The organism is Flagellimonas lutimaris (assembly GCF_051494225.1).
In the GTDB taxonomy this organism is placed as follows: Bacteria; Bacteroidota; Bacteroidia; order Flavobacteriales; family Flavobacteriaceae; genus Flagellimonas; species Flagellimonas lutimaris_A.
Genome location: NZ_JBNPYE010000002.1, coordinates 223,303 through 240,348 on the forward strand (window position 1 = coordinate 223,303; position 17,046 = coordinate 240,348).

Annotated in this window: 16 protein-coding genes and 1 tRNA gene; 13 read left to right on the forward strand and 4 right to left on the reverse strand. The window is 40.5% G+C overall.

Translation table 11 applies throughout. The features are described 5' to 3' along the window. Position 1: 1 nt before the first annotated feature. Positions 2-397 (reverse strand): 30S ribosome-binding factor RbfA, encoded by a 396-nt coding sequence (gene rbfA / locus ACQQ5U_RS06190; RefSeq protein WP_437396109.1) that lies wholly within the window; start codon positions 395-397, stop codon positions 2-4. 102 nt (positions 398-499) lie between these two features. On the opposite strand from rbfA, the gene mce reads away from it, so the two are divergent. The 9 genes from mce (at position 500) to ACQQ5U_RS06235 (ending at position 7,910) form a co-directional block, all read left to right on the forward strand. Then, on the forward strand, positions 500-907 hold the full coding sequence (gene mce / locus ACQQ5U_RS06195) for a methylmalonyl-CoA epimerase (protein ID WP_437396110.1): 408 nt from the start codon (positions 500-502) through the stop codon (positions 905-907). A 59-nt stretch (positions 908-966) separates the two neighbouring features. After that, positions 967-1,040, forward strand: a tRNA-Ile gene (locus tag ACQQ5U_RS06200). 206 nt (positions 1,041-1,246) lie between these two features. Further along, positions 1,247-3,067 carry a hypothetical protein gene (locus tag ACQQ5U_RS06205; RefSeq protein ID WP_437396111.1) on the forward strand — a complete coding sequence of 607 codons (1,821 nt, stop codon included), beginning with the start codon at positions 1,247-1,249 and terminating at the stop codon, positions 3,065-3,067. 20 nt (positions 3,068-3,087) lie between these two features. Continuing rightward, positions 3,088-3,504: a hypothetical protein gene (locus ACQQ5U_RS06210; RefSeq protein WP_437396112.1), complete on the forward strand. Its 417-nt coding sequence runs from the start codon at positions 3,088-3,090 to the stop codon at positions 3,502-3,504. Positions 3,505-3,735: 231 nt separating this feature from the next. Next, positions 3,736-4,827 carry a sensor histidine kinase gene (locus tag ACQQ5U_RS06215; protein ID WP_437396113.1) on the forward strand — a complete coding sequence of 364 codons (1,092 nt, stop codon included), beginning with the start codon at positions 3,736-3,738 and terminating at the stop codon, positions 4,825-4,827. 5 nt (positions 4,828-4,832) lie between these two features. Further along, on the forward strand, positions 4,833-6,158 hold the full coding sequence (locus tag ACQQ5U_RS06220) for a sigma-54-dependent transcriptional regulator (protein ID WP_437396114.1): 1,326 nt from the start codon (positions 4,833-4,835) through the stop codon (positions 6,156-6,158). Positions 6,159-6,365: 207 nt separating this feature from the next. Next, positions 6,366-6,782, forward strand: coding sequence for a GreA/GreB family elongation factor (locus ACQQ5U_RS06225; RefSeq protein WP_437396115.1), 417 nt, complete (start codon positions 6,366-6,368; stop codon positions 6,780-6,782). A gap of 44 nt (positions 6,783-6,826) precedes the next feature. Further along, positions 6,827-7,186, forward strand: coding sequence for a hypothetical protein (locus ACQQ5U_RS06230; RefSeq protein WP_437396116.1), 360 nt, complete (start codon positions 6,827-6,829; stop codon positions 7,184-7,186). Between the two features lie 88 nt (positions 7,187-7,274). Then, entirely contained in the window at positions 7,275-7,910 is a 636-nt protein-coding gene (locus ACQQ5U_RS06235; RefSeq protein WP_437396117.1) for an MCP four helix bundle domain-containing protein, read from the forward strand. 12 nt (positions 7,911-7,922) lie between these two features. Here ACQQ5U_RS06235 and ACQQ5U_RS06240 read toward each other — a convergent pair whose 3' ends face one another. The 3 genes from ACQQ5U_RS06240 to ACQQ5U_RS06250 are packed head-to-tail and all read right to left on the reverse strand — an operon-like array spanning position 7,923 to position 11,090. Then, on the reverse strand, positions 7,923-8,366 hold the full coding sequence (locus tag ACQQ5U_RS06240; RefSeq protein WP_437396118.1) for a 3-oxoacyl-ACP synthase: 444 nt from the start codon (positions 8,364-8,366) through the stop codon (positions 7,923-7,925). A gap of 7 nt (positions 8,367-8,373) precedes the next feature. Next, complete coding sequence (locus tag ACQQ5U_RS06245) at positions 8,374-9,726, reverse strand: sensor histidine kinase (RefSeq protein ID WP_437396119.1); 1,353 nt, start codon at positions 9,724-9,726, stop codon at positions 8,374-8,376. Then, a complete protein-coding gene (locus tag ACQQ5U_RS06250) occupies positions 9,726-11,090 on the reverse strand; it encodes a sigma-54-dependent transcriptional regulator (RefSeq protein WP_437396120.1) in 1,365 nt (454 codons plus the stop codon). Before ACQQ5U_RS06250 ends, ACQQ5U_RS06245 begins: the two co-directional genes overlap by 1 nt. A gap of 173 nt (positions 11,091-11,263) precedes the next feature. On the opposite strand from ACQQ5U_RS06250, the gene ACQQ5U_RS06255 reads away from it, so the two are divergent. From ACQQ5U_RS06255 to ACQQ5U_RS06270, 4 genes are all read left to right on the forward strand, one after another. Then, on the forward strand, positions 11,264-12,628 hold the full coding sequence (locus ACQQ5U_RS06255; protein ID WP_437396121.1) for a TolC family protein: 1,365 nt from the start codon (positions 11,264-11,266) through the stop codon (positions 12,626-12,628). An 8-nt stretch (positions 12,629-12,636) separates the two neighbouring features. Beyond that, positions 12,637-13,887, forward strand: a complete 1,251-nt coding sequence (locus tag ACQQ5U_RS06260) for an efflux RND transporter periplasmic adaptor subunit (protein ID WP_437396122.1) — start codon at positions 12,637-12,639, stop codon at positions 13,885-13,887. A gap of 69 nt (positions 13,888-13,956) precedes the next feature. After that, complete coding sequence (locus ACQQ5U_RS06265; RefSeq protein ID WP_437396123.1) at positions 13,957-14,652, forward strand: ABC transporter ATP-binding protein; 696 nt, start codon at positions 13,957-13,959, stop codon at positions 14,650-14,652. A 30-nt stretch (positions 14,653-14,682) separates the two neighbouring features. Next, positions 14,683-17,040 (forward strand): ABC transporter permease, encoded by a 2,358-nt coding sequence (locus ACQQ5U_RS06270; RefSeq protein WP_437396124.1) that lies wholly within the window; start codon positions 14,683-14,685, stop codon positions 17,038-17,040. The last annotated feature ends 6 nt before the right edge of the window (positions 17,041-17,046 follow it).

Sequence of the window (17,046 nt, forward strand, 5' to 3'; positions counted from 1 at the left end):
ATCAGGATTTCTTACGTTTGTCGAGCAAGTCTCTATTTTCGATAGGGTTTTCTTCTCCTTTCAATGATTTTTCAATCCCTTCGATGTATTCTAAGGAATCATCTAGATAAAAATTAAGCTCAGGCACTCGCCTTAACTGGTGTTTGGTACGTTGGGCCAATTCGTAGCGGATGGCCACTTGGTTCTCTTTGATACCTTCCAACAACTCTTTGGCACCTTTGTTCGGAAAAATGCTCACATACACTTTGGCCAAGGAGAGATCTACGGTCACGGAAACCTTGGAGACGGAAATCAAAGTTCCTTTAAGGCCACCATCGGTAGCGGCACGTTGTAAGATATCGGCCAGGTCTTTTTGAATGATTCCTGCAATTTTTTTCTGTCTTTGTGTTTCCTCCATACTGCAAAAATAAGCGAATAAATGACTAACCTCACGCTATTAACCATTTACAGTCCGTAATTTTGGGAAAAGGTGAACATTTTAACGCCTATTATAGCTACTATGGATAAAATTGAACACATCGGTATTGCGGTAAAAGATCTGGAGGCGTCCAATGCTTTGTTTGAAAAGCTTTTGGGCGTGCCGCACTATAAAATTGAGGAAGTGGTCTCAGAAGGGGTAAAGACCTCGTTCTTTCAATCGGGCCCGAATAAGATTGAATTGCTGGAAGCCACAAAGCACGACAGTCCCATTGCCAAATATTTGGAAAAAAAGGGCGAGGGCATTCATCATATAGCTTTTGCCGTGGAAGATATTGTTTCGGAAATAGAACGATTAAAGGGCGAGGGCTTTGTTGTTTTGAACGAAACACCTAAAAAAGGAGCGGACAACAAACTGGTTGCATTTTTGCATCCAAAGGGCACCAATGGTGTGCTGGTAGAGCTTTGCCAAGAAATAAAAGAAAGGTAGAAGTAGCAAAACCTTGCGCTGAAGAAAAATAAACACTAATATTGCATCCGCAAAATGCGGGTCCTATAGCTCAGCTGGTTAGAGCACCTGACTCATAATCAGGGGGTCCCTGGTTCGAGCCCAGGTGGGACCACTTAAAACCCCCAATCATTGGGGGTTTTGTTATTTTTTGTGGTCACGTTTGACGACCACATCGTTGAAGGAAATTTCTTATGTACCGGCTTGATTTGCACTGAGAATGTTCTATCTTTATTCATAGTGTTCCGTATTAAAAACATAATTGTATTCCCTTTCTTTTTGATTCTGTTCATTGTTGCACTTGGACAAGAGGCGGCAACAATGAGCACAGAAGTCCCCCCGTTGCTTGAAAATATACATCTACACCTAAACAAAACGACTTTTTTCAAAGGAGAGCATCTTTGGTTCAAAGCCTATGTTCAGGATCAGAATCAGCGTTTGCCATCCTCAACTACCACCAATCTACATGTTGGTATTTTTTCAAAAGAAGGAAAGGCATTTGCAGAAAAAATGTTTTTCGTCAACAATGGCATCTGCTACGGCGATTTCAAGATTGATTCGACTTTTGTTGAGGATTCATATACCGTTATGGCATGGACCAACTACATGAAAAACTTTGAGGTTGCCACTCCCTTTCTTCAAAAGATTAAAATAATTGGAGCTGACAAGAAAACCGTTACAAAAGCAAAAGGCGGCTTGACCGTATTGATTCACCCTGAGGGACAGCAAATTGTAGCGGACACATACAATAGCGTGGGCCTTATGCTTTATGACGAGGCTCTGCACCCAATAAAGACCGATGGGATTCAGCTTGCTACTGAAGACGGCGCTCAAATTCAGTCAAACATTCAAACAAACGAATTAGGGCAAGGTAGATTTGGATTTTTTGCCGACCCCTCCAAATCATACTTTCTAAAAATCAAAGATGCGAACGGTCTTTGGATAACCAAAAAACTAGAAATTAACCTTAAGCAGGGAATAGGAATGAGTGTGGACAACACTGCAAAAGATATTGTTGTCCTAAGCCCTAAACTGTCAAAAACCGCCTTAAAATCAAAAGAGGGCACAAAATTTTCAATGGCAATTTTTAACCATAACAACCTTTCATTCATTCAACATTATAAGCTCGATAGAGACAACAACGCTATTTCAGTTAACCGCAATCAAATCTCCAACGGAATCAATACTGCGGTGATTTTAGATGAAGAAATGCGTCCCATCTCACAACGCATTTTTTTTAACAAACAAACATCGGGTGAAAAGGTACATTCAGTAAATATTAGCTACTGCCTGACCAAAAATCAAGATTCCCTACAGATAGACTTGATACTCCCTGAAGGAAACCCAATGGCCAGCTTAAGTATGTCAGTGCTGCCTGTTGAATCAAGCGCATACTTCCCAAATAACTCTATAGAATCATCTTTTTTAGTGCAGCCTTACCTTAAGCAGCAGGTTGTGGATGGCAGCTATTTTTTTGAGGGGACAAAGCGTTCAAGGGATTATCAAATGGATACCAGATTGCTCATGGAAGGAACCGAAAAGTTCAACTGGCACCTTAGGACCATCGATACCCAGAACAATCCATTCGAAATGGAAAAAAACATTGCCTTTAACGGTAAGATTTTAGATGCAGATACCAAAAATGAAAAACAGGTTTCCGTAATGTCCCAATCATTTGGTACCGTAGATCTTTTAGATCTTTCATCCAATAAGCGCTTCAAGGGGAGCCTTCCACTATTCGAGGGTGACTCCGTCTTGATCAGTATTCTGGACCACAAAGGAAAACTCAGAAAGCCAAAGGCCGAACTCTATTTTAAGAATTATGATGGGGATACTTTTGATTATATAAAATGGTTAGGGAATATGAGCCAGGTTGAACTAGAGCACGGTTATTTAGAAATAGATGAAGACCTGAACCTATCTGAAAGGATTATATCACTTGACGAAGTTGTGGTTTCGGAAAGAGCAAAGGAGGCCACAAAATTTCAAATAAACGCTAACATAGAAAAACGAATTATTGATAAAAGGGCCATAAAACGATACAATTTTGAAAGTTATATCCGGAGGTTGGGCTTTCAGATATATCCAAATTTTGAGGGGGTATTAGTGTTTACGTTTTTGACCCTCCGGGCCTTAAATTAGTTCCTGTATTAATTGAGGGTATGTTAGCCAGCCCAGGTGAACTTATTTCCAGGCCGCTTTCTTCTGTAAAATCAATGGTTTACAGCAAGAATAGACTAAATCCTTTTATTTCATTGTCATTAAGGTATGATTACGATGAATTGTATGGCAGAAAGGGGCAGTTTGCAGCGGTTCCCATACCTAAAGGATTCAGCCGCACAAAAGCCTATTTTACACCAAACTACCCTGATTATAGCTCCTTTTTATATAAAAAATATGGTGCTATTTGGTGGGAAGGTCAACTTAAGGTCAACTCAGAAGTACCATATTCAATCACCGTTCCTCTAAATAATCAGAAAGAGATAAAGGTTATTATTGAGGGTATGTCGGCCAATGGTCTTTTGTACCGTGCTGAACAAACCTGCAGTCCTTTTGAAAACAATTATTCCGCTAACTAAATAGACAAATTCAGAAAAACCTTGATTTAAGTTATGTAAAAACTTTCTTTTCGCGGGATCCAATAAAAACGATTATTTAAACCCCTAACACTTTAATGTTTTATAATGCGGCTGTTTTTTTGATAAGCTGAGATTTTCTGGTGATGGCGGTATAATAGATCAGTTTTTTGCATTTTGAAAGATAATTGCCAAACACCAAGAATTCACTAATTTGCTACAAAGGAGAACAACATGCTCACCGCCGAACAAAAGCTCAAGGAACGCATCAAGGAACTTACTTGTTTGTACGAGGTAACCTCCTTGATCGTCAACTGCGATTACGACGACATGGAAACTGCATTGCTAGGTATTGTGCAATGTTTGGAGCGCGCTTGGCAGTTCGATGAGGAAACTTATGTGGCTCTTTCCACCCTAGATTATTGTATAAAGACTGAGGAAAAAGGTGAGGATTATGTTTTTTTGGAGTCGGTCATTACCGTGTTCAACAAACCTAAGGGCGAGATAAAAGTGGGTTATCCGTCTCCCAAGTACAAACTCAAGGATTTTTTGGAGGAAGAGCAACAACTATTGGACAATGTGTGCCTTAAAGTGGGCAATCTGTTGGAGCGTAAGGAAATCAAGGAAAAGGAAGAGCATATCCGCCGACAGGTGGAACAATCCGATAGGCTTCGCATTTTGGGAGAGATTACGGCAGGTATTGCTCACGAGCTCAATACACCTTTAGCCAACATCTTGGGGTTTACCGAGCTTTTACAGGAACATATCAGTGATGACCCACAAGCCCTCAAGGACTTGGATAAAATTATCACCAACACGATTTTTTCACGCGAAGTGGTTAAAAAACTGATGTTCTTTGCCTGCGAAATGCCAGAAACTCGGGAAGTTATCAATGTGGTGGAAGTGATAAAGGAGGCCATCAATATGTTGCGTACTACCTTGCGCCAGAATGATGTCTCTTGCGAATTTGAACACTCCGAAGACACCATCGAACTTCGTATTGATAAAATCCAACTGACCCAAGTGGTCTTCAACCTAATTGTAAACGCCATCTATTTTGCGCCGCCCAAAAGCACCATTTCCGTTTCCCTTGGCGTGGAAAGTGACAATGTCATCCTCAAAGTTGCCGATCAAGGTCCAGGCATCCCAGAGGAATCGATTTCGCACATTTTTGACCCGTTTTTTACCACCAAACCTGTGGGTGAGGGGTCAGGATTGGGACTTAGCGTAGTGCACGGCATTATGCAAAGCCACCAAGGAAGCATCATGGTTACGCCAAATACCCCGACAGGCACTATCTTTACATTGCAATTCCCAAAAAAGTAAGCGTTTTGTTGAAAAAGGAGAACATATTGCTGGTCGATGATGATATCGATATTCTTGAATTGCTGCAACGGCACTTAAAATCGATGGATTATCACACCTACAAGGCCGTTTCTGTCAAGGAAGCCCTATATATTTTAAAGGATACCGAGATAGATTTGTTGGTGACGGACATTAATATGCCCGAGATTGATGGGTTGGAATTGATAAAATATGTGGCCGAACATTATCCCAATATGCCCAAATTGGTGGTGACGGGCTTTCCATCGGTAGAAGATGCGTCGAGCGTTATTAAACACGGTGCAACGGATTATTTGACAAAACCTTTTACCAAGGCAGAGCTGGAAGCAGCCGTTAAAAAAGCCTTGGCAAGTAAAGAGGCGAAAGAGACCTTTAAAACACCACCCGTAAAATCTGTTGCCAACAATGCGTATTCCGATATGATTGGGAATTCAGAAGCCTTCCAAAAAGTCACGGAGATCATTGATCGCGTAAAAGATAATCGGGCTACGGTTTTGGTACGCGGGGAAAGTGGAACAGGAAAGGAGTTAGTGGCAAGAGCAATTCATTATTCGGGAAAGTTTGCACGCGCGCCTTTTATTGCTGTAAACTGTGGCGCCATTCCCGAGAACTTATTGGAAGCAGAGCTTTTTGGGTACACCAAAGGAGCTTTTACGGGTGCCAACGAAAACCGCAACGGATTTTTCCAAGCGGCACATAAGGGGACCATTTTTTTGGATGAAATTGGAAACGCCCCATTGCCCGTTCAAAATAGATTGTTACGGGTGCTTCAGGAGAAGGAAGTAACCAAAATTGGCTCCCAAAAACCTGAAAAATTGGACGTTCGCGTCATTGCCGCTACCAATAGTGATTTGGAAGAGCTGATTCAAAATAAGATTTTTAGGGAGGACCTTTTTTATCGCCTTTCCGTGGTTACTGTTAATGTACCACCGCTCAGGGAACGCCCCTCCGACATTCCTTTGTTGGTGGATAAGTTTATGCAGAAGTACGGCATTGAGTACAAAGACCGTTTTGTCCGCATTGCTGATGACGCCCTTGAAGTTTTACAACGATATTCTTGGCCAGGCAATATACGCGAGCTTGAAAATGTGGTTCAGCGTGCCGTAATCATGTGCGATGGTACCATTAAGCTGGAACACTTGCCTGATGAATTAAAGTACAAAATCGACTTCCCACAAGAGGGCTTTAAAACACTTCAGGAAAAAGAAAAAGAATACATTCAAGAAGTGCTACTTTCCACCCAGGGCAACAAGACCAAAGCTGCCGAGATTTTGGGCATCAATCGCAAAACACTGCGCGAAAAACTTAAATAATCGCTGGGGTATTTTGCCCCGACCGGGTAAAAATTACCCAAATCCGTTTTCTTTTATTTAATTCAAACATATTTTTAAAATACTGACTATTAACACTTTATAAATTTTGTTTGATGGTGGTATGTTCTAATGGCACAGGCTTTGTCTTTTCATGGATAAAATGCTGGGATGCTGTTTTTTTAGTGTCCCTTCCGTTAAGAATAGGAAATGAAATACGGAAGCCTGATCATGGAAAAAAAGGATTACCTAACGCTGAAAAGAATACTGAACTTCCATAGGTTCTATGAGGATTATGCCCATAAGGATGCATTGGAACAGTTGGGCGATAGAATTGAAAAGGCTTTGGTGGAAGACGAATCTGATATGCCTGACGATGTGGTTCGGTTAAACTCCAAGGTTACGGTGGAATTTGTCCATGGAGCACGGCAAACATTTCAGCTGGTCCCATCAACCCGCGACAATCTTAAAAAAAGCATGATCTCTGTGGTAAGTACCATGGGAGCCAGCTTGGTTGGACTAGCAGTGGATGACCATATCCAACTCGGATTCCCCTCGGATGTTCAATCCCTCAAGATTGTAGGAGTGGAACATTTCCAACATTTATCATCCAGTTTTGATGTATAAAAAAGGCATGCGAAAATTGATTGTAAACCCTAATAAATATAGTTATGAGAATAATAGTTCTAGCAATTCTGCTCGTGGTCGCAACCACAAATATTAATGCACAAAGCGTAGATCCCCAAGATGTAAAAGTTGGTGATGTATTGGAGATTGGTCGTCCCGATACTCCCCAGTTCAAACATATTGATTTTCCAAGAGCCAACTTCATCATTAAAAAAGGAGGTATAGCCAATTATAAAAGAGTAGTGGGCCGCAAAGTTGTGGTAACAGACCTCAAACAAAGAAAAGATGGTACGGTGGTAGTAAAAATCAAGAAAACCGATGGTAAAAGGTTTTTTAACAGTCACCCTGTTGTTAAGGCAGATTTAAAAAATGCACTTGATTCTGGTGAGTTAAGTGTACTGTAGTTGATTGATGATTTCCGCTCAGCCCACAACGTTTTTGCTCGGACTGGTTGTTTAATGGCTGGGCGGATTTATTTAAATAAAGGAAACAATGCCAAAGAAAATGTCTATTAAGCAGCGGATAAATGCAGGTTTCATATTAGCCGCGGCATTTTTATTGGTGCTAGCCTCCAACCGATTGAACCAGAGAAACTTCTCTACAGTAGAACAAAGTGTAAACTCGGTTTTTGAAGACCGTTTGGTAGTCCAAGGATACATTTACAGGCTTAACAATCTATTTCACAAGATGGAATTGGCGTTTGTCAATAATGAGCTGAATGAAAGTTTCCTTACTGAATCTTCCAATATCGAAAGAATACTTTCAGATTTCGAAAAAACAGAATTAACAATTAAGGAGTCTGAATATTTATCGGACTTAAGGGATAGTTATGTCGATCTTCAGTTAATGGAGAAAAGCCTATTGGCCAAAAATGAACTCGGCAGAGCAGAGGTGAAGAACGAAATCTCATCAAAGCTAGCTAGAATCAACAATGATCTTGATGAACTTTCGGAGGTCCAACTTTCAGAGGGGAGACAATTGACGCAACGTTCCCAAAGATCTCTCGGAATGAACCAATTATTATCCAGTTTGGAAATAGTGTTCTTGGTTATTATCGGTATACTTTTTCTTCTTATTGTCTTTCATCGCGAAAAACCAAGTATGCAAATGGTGGATGAAGATTCCTAGAAGTTTCCTGCTCTAAACTACCCCCAAGATAGATTGGGCATTTCCATTAAAAACAAAGTTTTCCCCCTTCTCTTTTCCAATAAGCAGTTTGGCAATGGGAGCATTTGCAGAAATACAGTAGACAATCCCTTGATCATACATAAACGCTCCTGCGGATATGGCAATAAAATAATCGGCCATACTCGTTTTTACCAAGGAGCCCAAGCGTATCTTGTCCGACGGTTTTTCAATGTTAATTTTATTCAGAATGCTTCGAGTGGTATCGAGCTCTTGTAATTGTTGTCCCAGTTTTTCCTGTTCCAACTGCACCATGGCCCGCCCTGTTTCGTGCTTGTCCCCAGCTGAACTTTTGGTTTCGGAACCCAAAGATTCTTGGAGTTCATCACTCTGTTTTTTGAGGCGGTCGGTTCTTTCGTTTACATGCTTCCAGCAAAATTCTAAAAGAGCTTTTTTCATAATTTGATTACGCAAAGGTAAGTCGGAAAACGGTTTCTTTTTGAGGAATGGAGCGCACCTGAATACCTCCTCCATGAAGCTGCATTACTCTTTTGGAAAGACTGAGCCCAATACCCGTACCCTCACTTTTTGTGGTGAAAAAGGGCACAAAGATTTCGTCCATTACCTCGGGAGGAATGCCCGGTCCGTTATCTCGGATTTCAATGTATTTTGAGCCATTTTCATCGACTCCCGCAACCATTTGTACTTTCCCATCTTTGATGGACTCCACAGATTGCAGGCCATTTTTCGCCAAGTTGATCAACACTTGGGAAATTTGTTTTTCATCAATATAGAATTCCAAATCTTCCGGGTTGCAACGTGTGGCGAACTCACTTTCGCCCTCAATAAGCCTTGCAGACATCAACACATCAATTTTTTCCAGTAAATCTTTACCTTTCACAAGGGTTTTGTTCGGTTCCGGGACATGCAGCAAGCTACGGTAGGACTGTACAAAATCCATAAGATCGCCACCTTGATCTTTAATAACTTCTAACCCTTTTAATGTGTTTTTTATCTGGATTTCCTCCAACTCTTCCATTGGGGTGATTTTGTCCCCTTTACGGTAGTATTTAATAATGGAATCCGATATGGAGGCAATCGGAGTGATAGTATTCATAATTTCATGGGTGAGCACGCGGATAAGCCGCACCCAAGACTCCGTTTCTTTTTCATCCAGCTCCTTATGAATATCCTGAACCACTACCAATTGTAAAGACTGGCCATCCAATGTCAACGGAGTTGACTTTAAGGCCAATTGTATTTGCTCACGTTCGTTGGACAGCTGAAACAACTTGCGCTGAAAAGGTTTAAAATTTTTGAAGATTTCATACAAATTTTCATCAACCTGCTTTAGTTGTTTGATGTGGTTTAGCGGCGTGTAATCCAATAAATGCTCAAGCGTAGGATTGGCAAAAAGAATGTGTCCTTTCTCGTTATAAGTCATAATGCCAATACTGGCCTGCTTTAGAATTTCTTGGTAATACTGTTCCCTCACCTGAAGCTGCATATGTACTTCTTGAATAAGCCCGTTAACGCGGTTTAGGCTTTTATTTAGTTCTTTAAAAGATTCAATGGTAACCCCTTCAGGGAAACGCAGGGTAAAATCTTCATTTTTGATTGCATCAAAAAAATACGAGATTTTTCTGTTGGTACGATTTATAAAAGTAATCAGAGAAAATATCTGGGCGACCATCAGAACAACACAGAGCCCTGTTGTAAAATACCATTTGTATGATAATGAAAAGGCCATTGCAATGGCTGTTAGGGTGAGAAAGGTTACCCGAAGAATAAGCTGAATGTAAAAGTTTCTACTTGCCATCAGTGGTTCTTTTTCTTCAACTTGTTGTAAAGTGTTTGGCGCGATATGCCCAATTGTTCCGCCGCTGCACTATAATTTCCCTCATTCTGCTCCAAAGCCCTAAAAATCATCTGCTGTTCCATTTCATTGAGGGTCATGGGTTCGTTGTCGATAGATTGCATGGGTTTGGCATGCAATAAAAAATCGGAGGGTTTTAAAACATTGCCATCAGCAAGAATAACGGCACGCTCCATGGTATGCTGAAGTTCTCTTATATTGCCAGGCCATGGGTATTCCATTAGCCTTTCTTGTGCCAATTGATTGATGCGCAATCCACTCTTATCGTATTTATGGGCAAACTTTTTCAAGTAAAAATCAGCTAGTACCAAAACATCATCATCGCGGTCCCGTAATGGAGGCACTTCTATATGTATGGTGTTAATTCGGTACAACAAATCCTCACGGAACAATCCATCCGAGACCATTTGCTCCAAGTTGCAATTGGTAGCGCAAATGAGCCGAATATCTACATTGATGTGCTTATTGGAACCCACTCTCACAACGGATTTATTTTGGATGGAGGACAATAGCTTGGCCTGCATCTGTAGCGAAAGGTTTCCTATTTCATCCAAAAATAGACTGCCTTGGTGTGCGGCCTCAAACTTACCGGCCCTATCTTCTTTCGCGTCGGTAAAAGAACCTTTGGTGTGCCCGAAAAGTTCACTTTCGAACAAGTTTTCAGCAATGGAACCCATGTCCACCCCAATAAAAACCTCATCCTTTCTTGAAGACAAACGATGCAATTCTCTTGCAATCAATTCTTTTCCTGTACCATTTTCACCTGTGATAAGCACATTAACGTCGGTTTTGGCCACTTTGGCCACGAGGTTAAGTACAGAGGTCAATGCCTTGGACTGACCAATGATATAATTTCGTCCTTCGTTTATGACCTGTTTTAGGTTGTTCTCTTTTTTCTTTAGGTTATGTATTTCCTGTTTGGATCTTCTCAGCTCATAGGCCGATTTTACGGTGGTCATCAAGCGCTCGTTGTTCCAAGGTTTCAGCACAAAATCGGAAGCTCCTTGTTTAAGTGCCCTAACGGCAAGGTCTACAGCACCGTAGGCCGTCATCATGATTACCGATGTGTTGGGCGACTTCTTTTTGATTTCGTTGAGCCAATACAAACCCTCGTTGCCCGTGTTTACTCCAGCGGAGAAATTCATATCCAAGAGCACGATATCAATGTCTTCCAAATTCGGAAAAGAGGAAATCTGGTTGGGATTAAAAATGGTTTGAACGCTTTTGTATTCAAACTGCAATAGAATTTCCAAAGCACTTAACACGCTCTTATTATCGTCAACAACTAAAATTCTGGCATCAACCATGTGGCTTTGGATTCATTTTCAGAGTTAAAACTAGTAATTGCTTCGATATGTTTTAATTTAGTGTAAAATATTTTGACATTTTTTGTACAAAATTTTTACATCTAATTCGCTCTTGTTGTATATTCAATATTGTAATTAATTGATAATCAAATCATAATGAATTTGGCACAAGAATGGACAGTAGTTTGGCACAGGATAAAATTATGAGCCTAAAAACATACATAACAACCTTATTATTATTTACTGCATTCATTGGGGTCTCCCAAGAGGTTTGGACCTTGGAAGAATGTGTGGACTATGCCATTGAGCACAACCTTCAGGTAAAGAATACTTCGTATAACAACGAATCTAGCCGGGAATCTTATAGACAGTCTGTCAGGGATTTGTTGCCTTCGATAAACGGATCCACCGATTACAGTATTAGATATGGTAGATCTGCAGATCCGCAGACCAACGATTTTGTGAATACGCAGTTCTTCAGTAATAATTATTCCCTTAACGCCAACTTGGACTTGTTTCGTGGATTTCAAAAATTAAACACCATAAGAGCCTCCAAGTTTATTTACAAGGCAACGCAAGAAGATATTCTACAAGAGAAATTTCTACTGGCTTTTAGGGTAATGAGTGCCTATTACGATATTAAATTTTTCGAAGGTTTGGTGGCCAATTCCTTGGAGCAACTGGAAATTTCCCAAGGAAACTATGATTTGGTCAAGAAACAAGTGGAACTTGGCCTAATGGCCGGTGCCGAGCTTTATGAAGCAGAGTCCAATCTTTTGGGAGATAAACTTTTGTTGACACAGAATAGAAACCAACTTACAAATGCCAAGCTAGCATTGATTCAAGAAATGAATTTGACAGAGGCGTCGGATATAAAACTTCAAGAAAGCTTGGAGGAAACTATGGTAAATGAAGATGTTGCTTTGGATTCCCTGTACCAATCCGCTAGAGGATTTGTGCCTTTAGTTAAATCGCAAGAATATCGAGTCACAGCAGCAAAAAAACAATTGCAGGCCACAAGAGGGGGGTTGTTTCCTTCTTTATCACTTTTTGCAGGTTACGGAACCAGCTATTTTGAGACCAATGTAGATGAAAATGGTAATGTTATACCTTTTAGAACACAGTTTAGTGATAACACGTCCAAGTTTGTTGGGGCACAATTGAATATTCCTATAAGTAATGGATGGTCCAACCATTCCAGAGTTAAGCAGCGTAAGATAGCGTATATGCAGGCCAAGAATAATTTGGAAATTCAGGAGCAGGAACTTTTTCAGTTGTTGCAACAACTTGTTCAAGATAATAGGGCCCTTATTGCAGAATACGAACAGAGTGCAAAACAAGTAGAATCACAACAAATCGCTTTTACCATAGCGCAAAAGAGATACGAAAAAGGACTGATAAATGCCCTGGAACTTTTTCAGGCAAAGAATCTTTACGGTGTTGCACAGAACCAAAACCTACAAGTAAGTCTAAGGTTAAAAGTCAACCAAAGCACTATTGACTTTTATAACGGTCTACCAATTTTTAATATCAACTAAAAAATACGATGGATATACAATTAGAAAAAAAGAAAGGACTTAAGCTCAAGCACTATGGTTATATAGCCTTGGGAATATTGCTCTTGTTTGTTGGCTACAAATTTATTTTCGCCACTTCCATGTCCACTTTTAGAACGGAAAAGGAGCGTTTGTCCATTTCTTCCGTTACCGACGGCAAGTTCGATGATTATATTACCATAAATGGTAACGTGGCCCCAATTGCCACTATTTATATGGATGCATACGAAGGTGGAAGGGTATCCGAAAAGTTGATTGAAGAAGGTTCCATGGTTAAAAAAGGGGACATTATTCTAAAACTAGAGAATATGGCCCTGTACGAGCAAATATTGGCCAGCGAAAGTAACCTGGCACTAAAGCAGAACGATCTTCGCTCTACCAAACTTACTTTTGATTCACGACAAGTTGAAGGAAAAAAATCCTTGGCAACAGCACAATACGATGTCCAAAGACTAAAACGTGCCCATGAGCAGAACAAAGAGTTGTATGAAGAACAATTGATTTCCAAGGAAACGTATTTAAAATCTAAGGAAGATTACGAATTGGCACAAAAGCAATACGAAATCGTAAAGCTACAGACCGAGCAAGATGATGAATTGAGGAAAACCTCCCTAAAAGGATTGGACACCGACTTGGCGCGTATGCAAAAAACTTTATCCATGGTCTACGAACGTTTGGACCATTTAAATGTTCGTGCGCCCGCTGATGGGCAGCTTGGGTTTTTGGATGCCGAAATCGGTCAGAATATTTCACAGGGGCAACGTATTGGACAGATTAACGTGCTCACCGACTTTAAAATTGAAGCCGATATTGACGAGCATTACATTGATCGTGTAAAAAGAGACCTTTCCGCCACTTTGGAACGTAATGGCAACGAGTTCAAATTGCGCTTGCGCAAGGTATATCCAGAAGTTCGAAACGGCAGGTTCCGCGTAGACTTGGTTTTTGTGGACGAAAAACCGGAAACCATTCGCGCTGGGCAGAGTTACAACATACGATTGCAATTGGGCGAATCCAACAATGCCCTTTTGTTGCCGAAAGGCGGCTTTTTCCAAAGTACAGGCGGCCAATGGGTTTTTGTGATTAGTCCCGATGGAAACGAAGCCATTAAGCGCAATGTGCGATTGGGAAAACAAAATTCAAGATATTATGAAGTCCTCGAAGGACTTCAACCAGGAGAACAGGTCATTACCAGCAACTATGATAGTTTCGGTGATGCAGAACGGATTGTGTTGAAATAATTCGTAGAAATGTAACATCAATCAAAAAAGTGTAGTCTTTAAACAAAACATAAAACAACCATCGAAAAAATGATACAGATAACAGATCTTAAAAAAAGTTTCCGAACGGAGGAGGTAGAAACCTTGGCTTTGAACGGTGTAAACCTAAAAGTTGAAGAGGGTGAATTCGTAGCAATCATGGGTCCGTCCGGATGTGGAAAATCTACTTTGCTGAATATTATTGGCATGCTGGACAACCCTACGGAGGGCAGCTACAATTTTGCAGGGCACGAAGTGGGCGGACTAAAAGAAAGCCAACGAACCCAGCTTAGAAAAGGTAACCTTGGCTTTGTATTCCAGAGTTTTAACCTTATTGATGAGCTTACTGTTTTTGAAAATGTGGAACTTCCCTTGATCTACCTTAAAATGAATAAGGCTGAAAGAAAGGAAAAAGTTATGAAAGTATTGGAGCGCATGAAGATTGCACATAGGGAAAAGCACTTTCCACAGCAACTTTCCGGAGGGCAACAACAAAGGGTGGCCATTGCCCGTGCAGTGGTGACCAATCCAAAACTGATCTTGGCGGATGAGCCAACAGGTAACTTGGATTCCAAAAACGGTATTGAAGTGATGAACCTATTGACGGAGCTAAACCAAGAAGGAACTACCATTGTTATGGTAACTCACTCCGATCGCGATTCGCACTACGCACACAGGGTCATTAACCTATTCGACGGTCAAATTGTGACTGAAAGCCAAAACAAACCCATGAAAACAATGGTGTAGGAGTTTAATCATCAATCATAAATGAACATTATGTTCAGGAACTATCTTAAAATCGCTTGGCGGAATCTTTGGAAAAATAAAGGGTACAGTGCCTTAAACATTTTTGGGCTGGCCATTGGGATTACCTGTGCTGGCTTGATATTGCTTTGGGTTGAGGACGAAGTAAACTTCAACAACGTTTTTCCCAAAAGAGACCAAGTATATTATGTGCCCACAAATAACCTGTTTGAAGGTGAGTGGCGTACATTCTATCAATCTGCACCTGGACCTCTGGCAGAAGCAATAAAAGATGAAATTCCTGGCGTTATTGGTAGTGCAAGAACAGTAGGGGAGAATCTTTTGTTTACTGTTAATGACAAAGGCATTAATAATTATGGCAGGTATGTAGACCCTGATTTTTTAAGCATGTTCAGTCTTTCTTTTGTTGAGGGAAATATGGCTAGTGCCTTTAAGGATTTTGACGCCATTGTTATTTCTAGAAAGATGGCAACCCAATTATACGGCAAAGACACAAAGGCCTTGGGTAAAGTAATTAAGGTCAATAATGAATCAAATTATCGAATCACCGGGGTTTTTGAAGACTTGCCCAATAACGTTACTTACAATTTCAATTGGGTTGCTCCCTTTGAAAGGTTTGCCGTTGGAAAAGATTGGATCAATGAATACCAAAATGGATTTGCTGACACGTTCGTTGAGCTTACACCAGAAGCTGATTTTGAAACCGTAAACGAAAAAGTGCAAAAACTTATTCCTTCTAAAACAGGAAAAGAAGGCAAGTATGCCTTTCTGCACCCAATGAAAGACTGGCATTTGAGATCTGGTTTTGAGAACGGAATAAAAGTTGGCGGTCAGATTAAATATGTGCGTTTATTTTCCCTTATAGCAATAATAATTTTGCTTATCGCTTGCATTAACTTCATGAATCTTTCCACAGCAAGCAGTGAAAAAAGAGCTAAGGAAGTGGGAGTGCGCAAAGTGTTGGGTTCCAGCAAAAAAAGATTGGTCATACAATTTATGACAGAAGCTTTCCTTACAGCAACTATGGCTACAATAGTGAGTGTCCTATTGCTGGCACTTCTTCTACCCATGTTCAACATTCTTGTTCAAAAACAAATTGAGCTTCATCTTTTTAATTATATCCATTTGTCCTCACTTTTTGGGATTAATCTTATTTGTGGTGTACTTGCCGGATGGTACCCGGCCCTTTATTTATCCTCTTTCAGGCCAATAAAAATAATTAAGGGAATAAAGGTCAAAGAGGGCAGTGCCCCTATAATTCGAAAGGGTCTGGTCGTCGCGCAATTCACGGTCTCCATTGTGTTTATAATCAGCACCATTATTGTTTACCAACAGATTGAGCATGTAAAGAGCCGCGATATGGGATATGATAGAGAAAATCTTATACAACTTCCAGTAAACGGCAATGTATTAAAGGACTTTGTGCCCATAAAGCAGGAAATGATTGCTTCTGGCACTATTGAAAATGTAGCGCTTTTAAACACCTCCATACTTTCAGGAGGCAGCAATAGTTCTGGTTGGGAATGGCAAGGAGGTAAAAACACCAAGGATGTGCTCATTTCCCATAGATTTATTAGTCCTGAATTTTTTGAAACCACAGGTCTGGAAATTACTGAAGGACATGGTTTCAGAGATAACACCGCATTGGACAGCACAAATGTGATGATAACACAATCCCTTGCCAAATTAATGGGCGGTGAAAGTGCCATTGGAAAAACAATTCGCCGCGGTGAAGACGTGTATACGGTAATCGGTGTGGTCAAAGATTTTTTATATGGCAATATGTATGATACTAGTGATCCGGTGATGTTCTTTAACTACCCACAGTATACCTATAACATGTATGTAAGGGCTAAGTCTGGGTATACAATGACATCCATTCTTGCCTCAATGGAAAAAGTGATGAAAAAATACAATCCTGCTTTTCCCTTTGAGTACGAGTTTATTGATGATGCATTTAGTTCGAAGTTCAAAAGCGAAAAACTTGTGGGCAGCCTTTCACAGATTTTTGCACTGCTTGCCATTGTTATTTCTTGTTTAGGGCTATTTGGCCTTTCCACATTTACGGCAGAACAGCGAAGAAAGGAAATTGGTATTAGAAAAGTACTGGGAGCCTCTGTACGCAAAATCAGTCAAATGCTTTCTATGGATTTTGCCAAATTGGTACTGGTAGGTTTACTCATAGGTTTTCCGCTGGCTTATTTTTCTATGGAAAATTGGCTTGAAGGGTTTGCCTATAGAATTGAAATCCAATGGTGGGTATTTGTTGTGGCTGGAGCAATGGCATTGGGCATAGCCCTTTTTACCGTCAGTTTTCAATCAATTAGGGCAGCATTGGCCAATCCGACTAAAAGTCTGAGATCAGAATAAATCAAA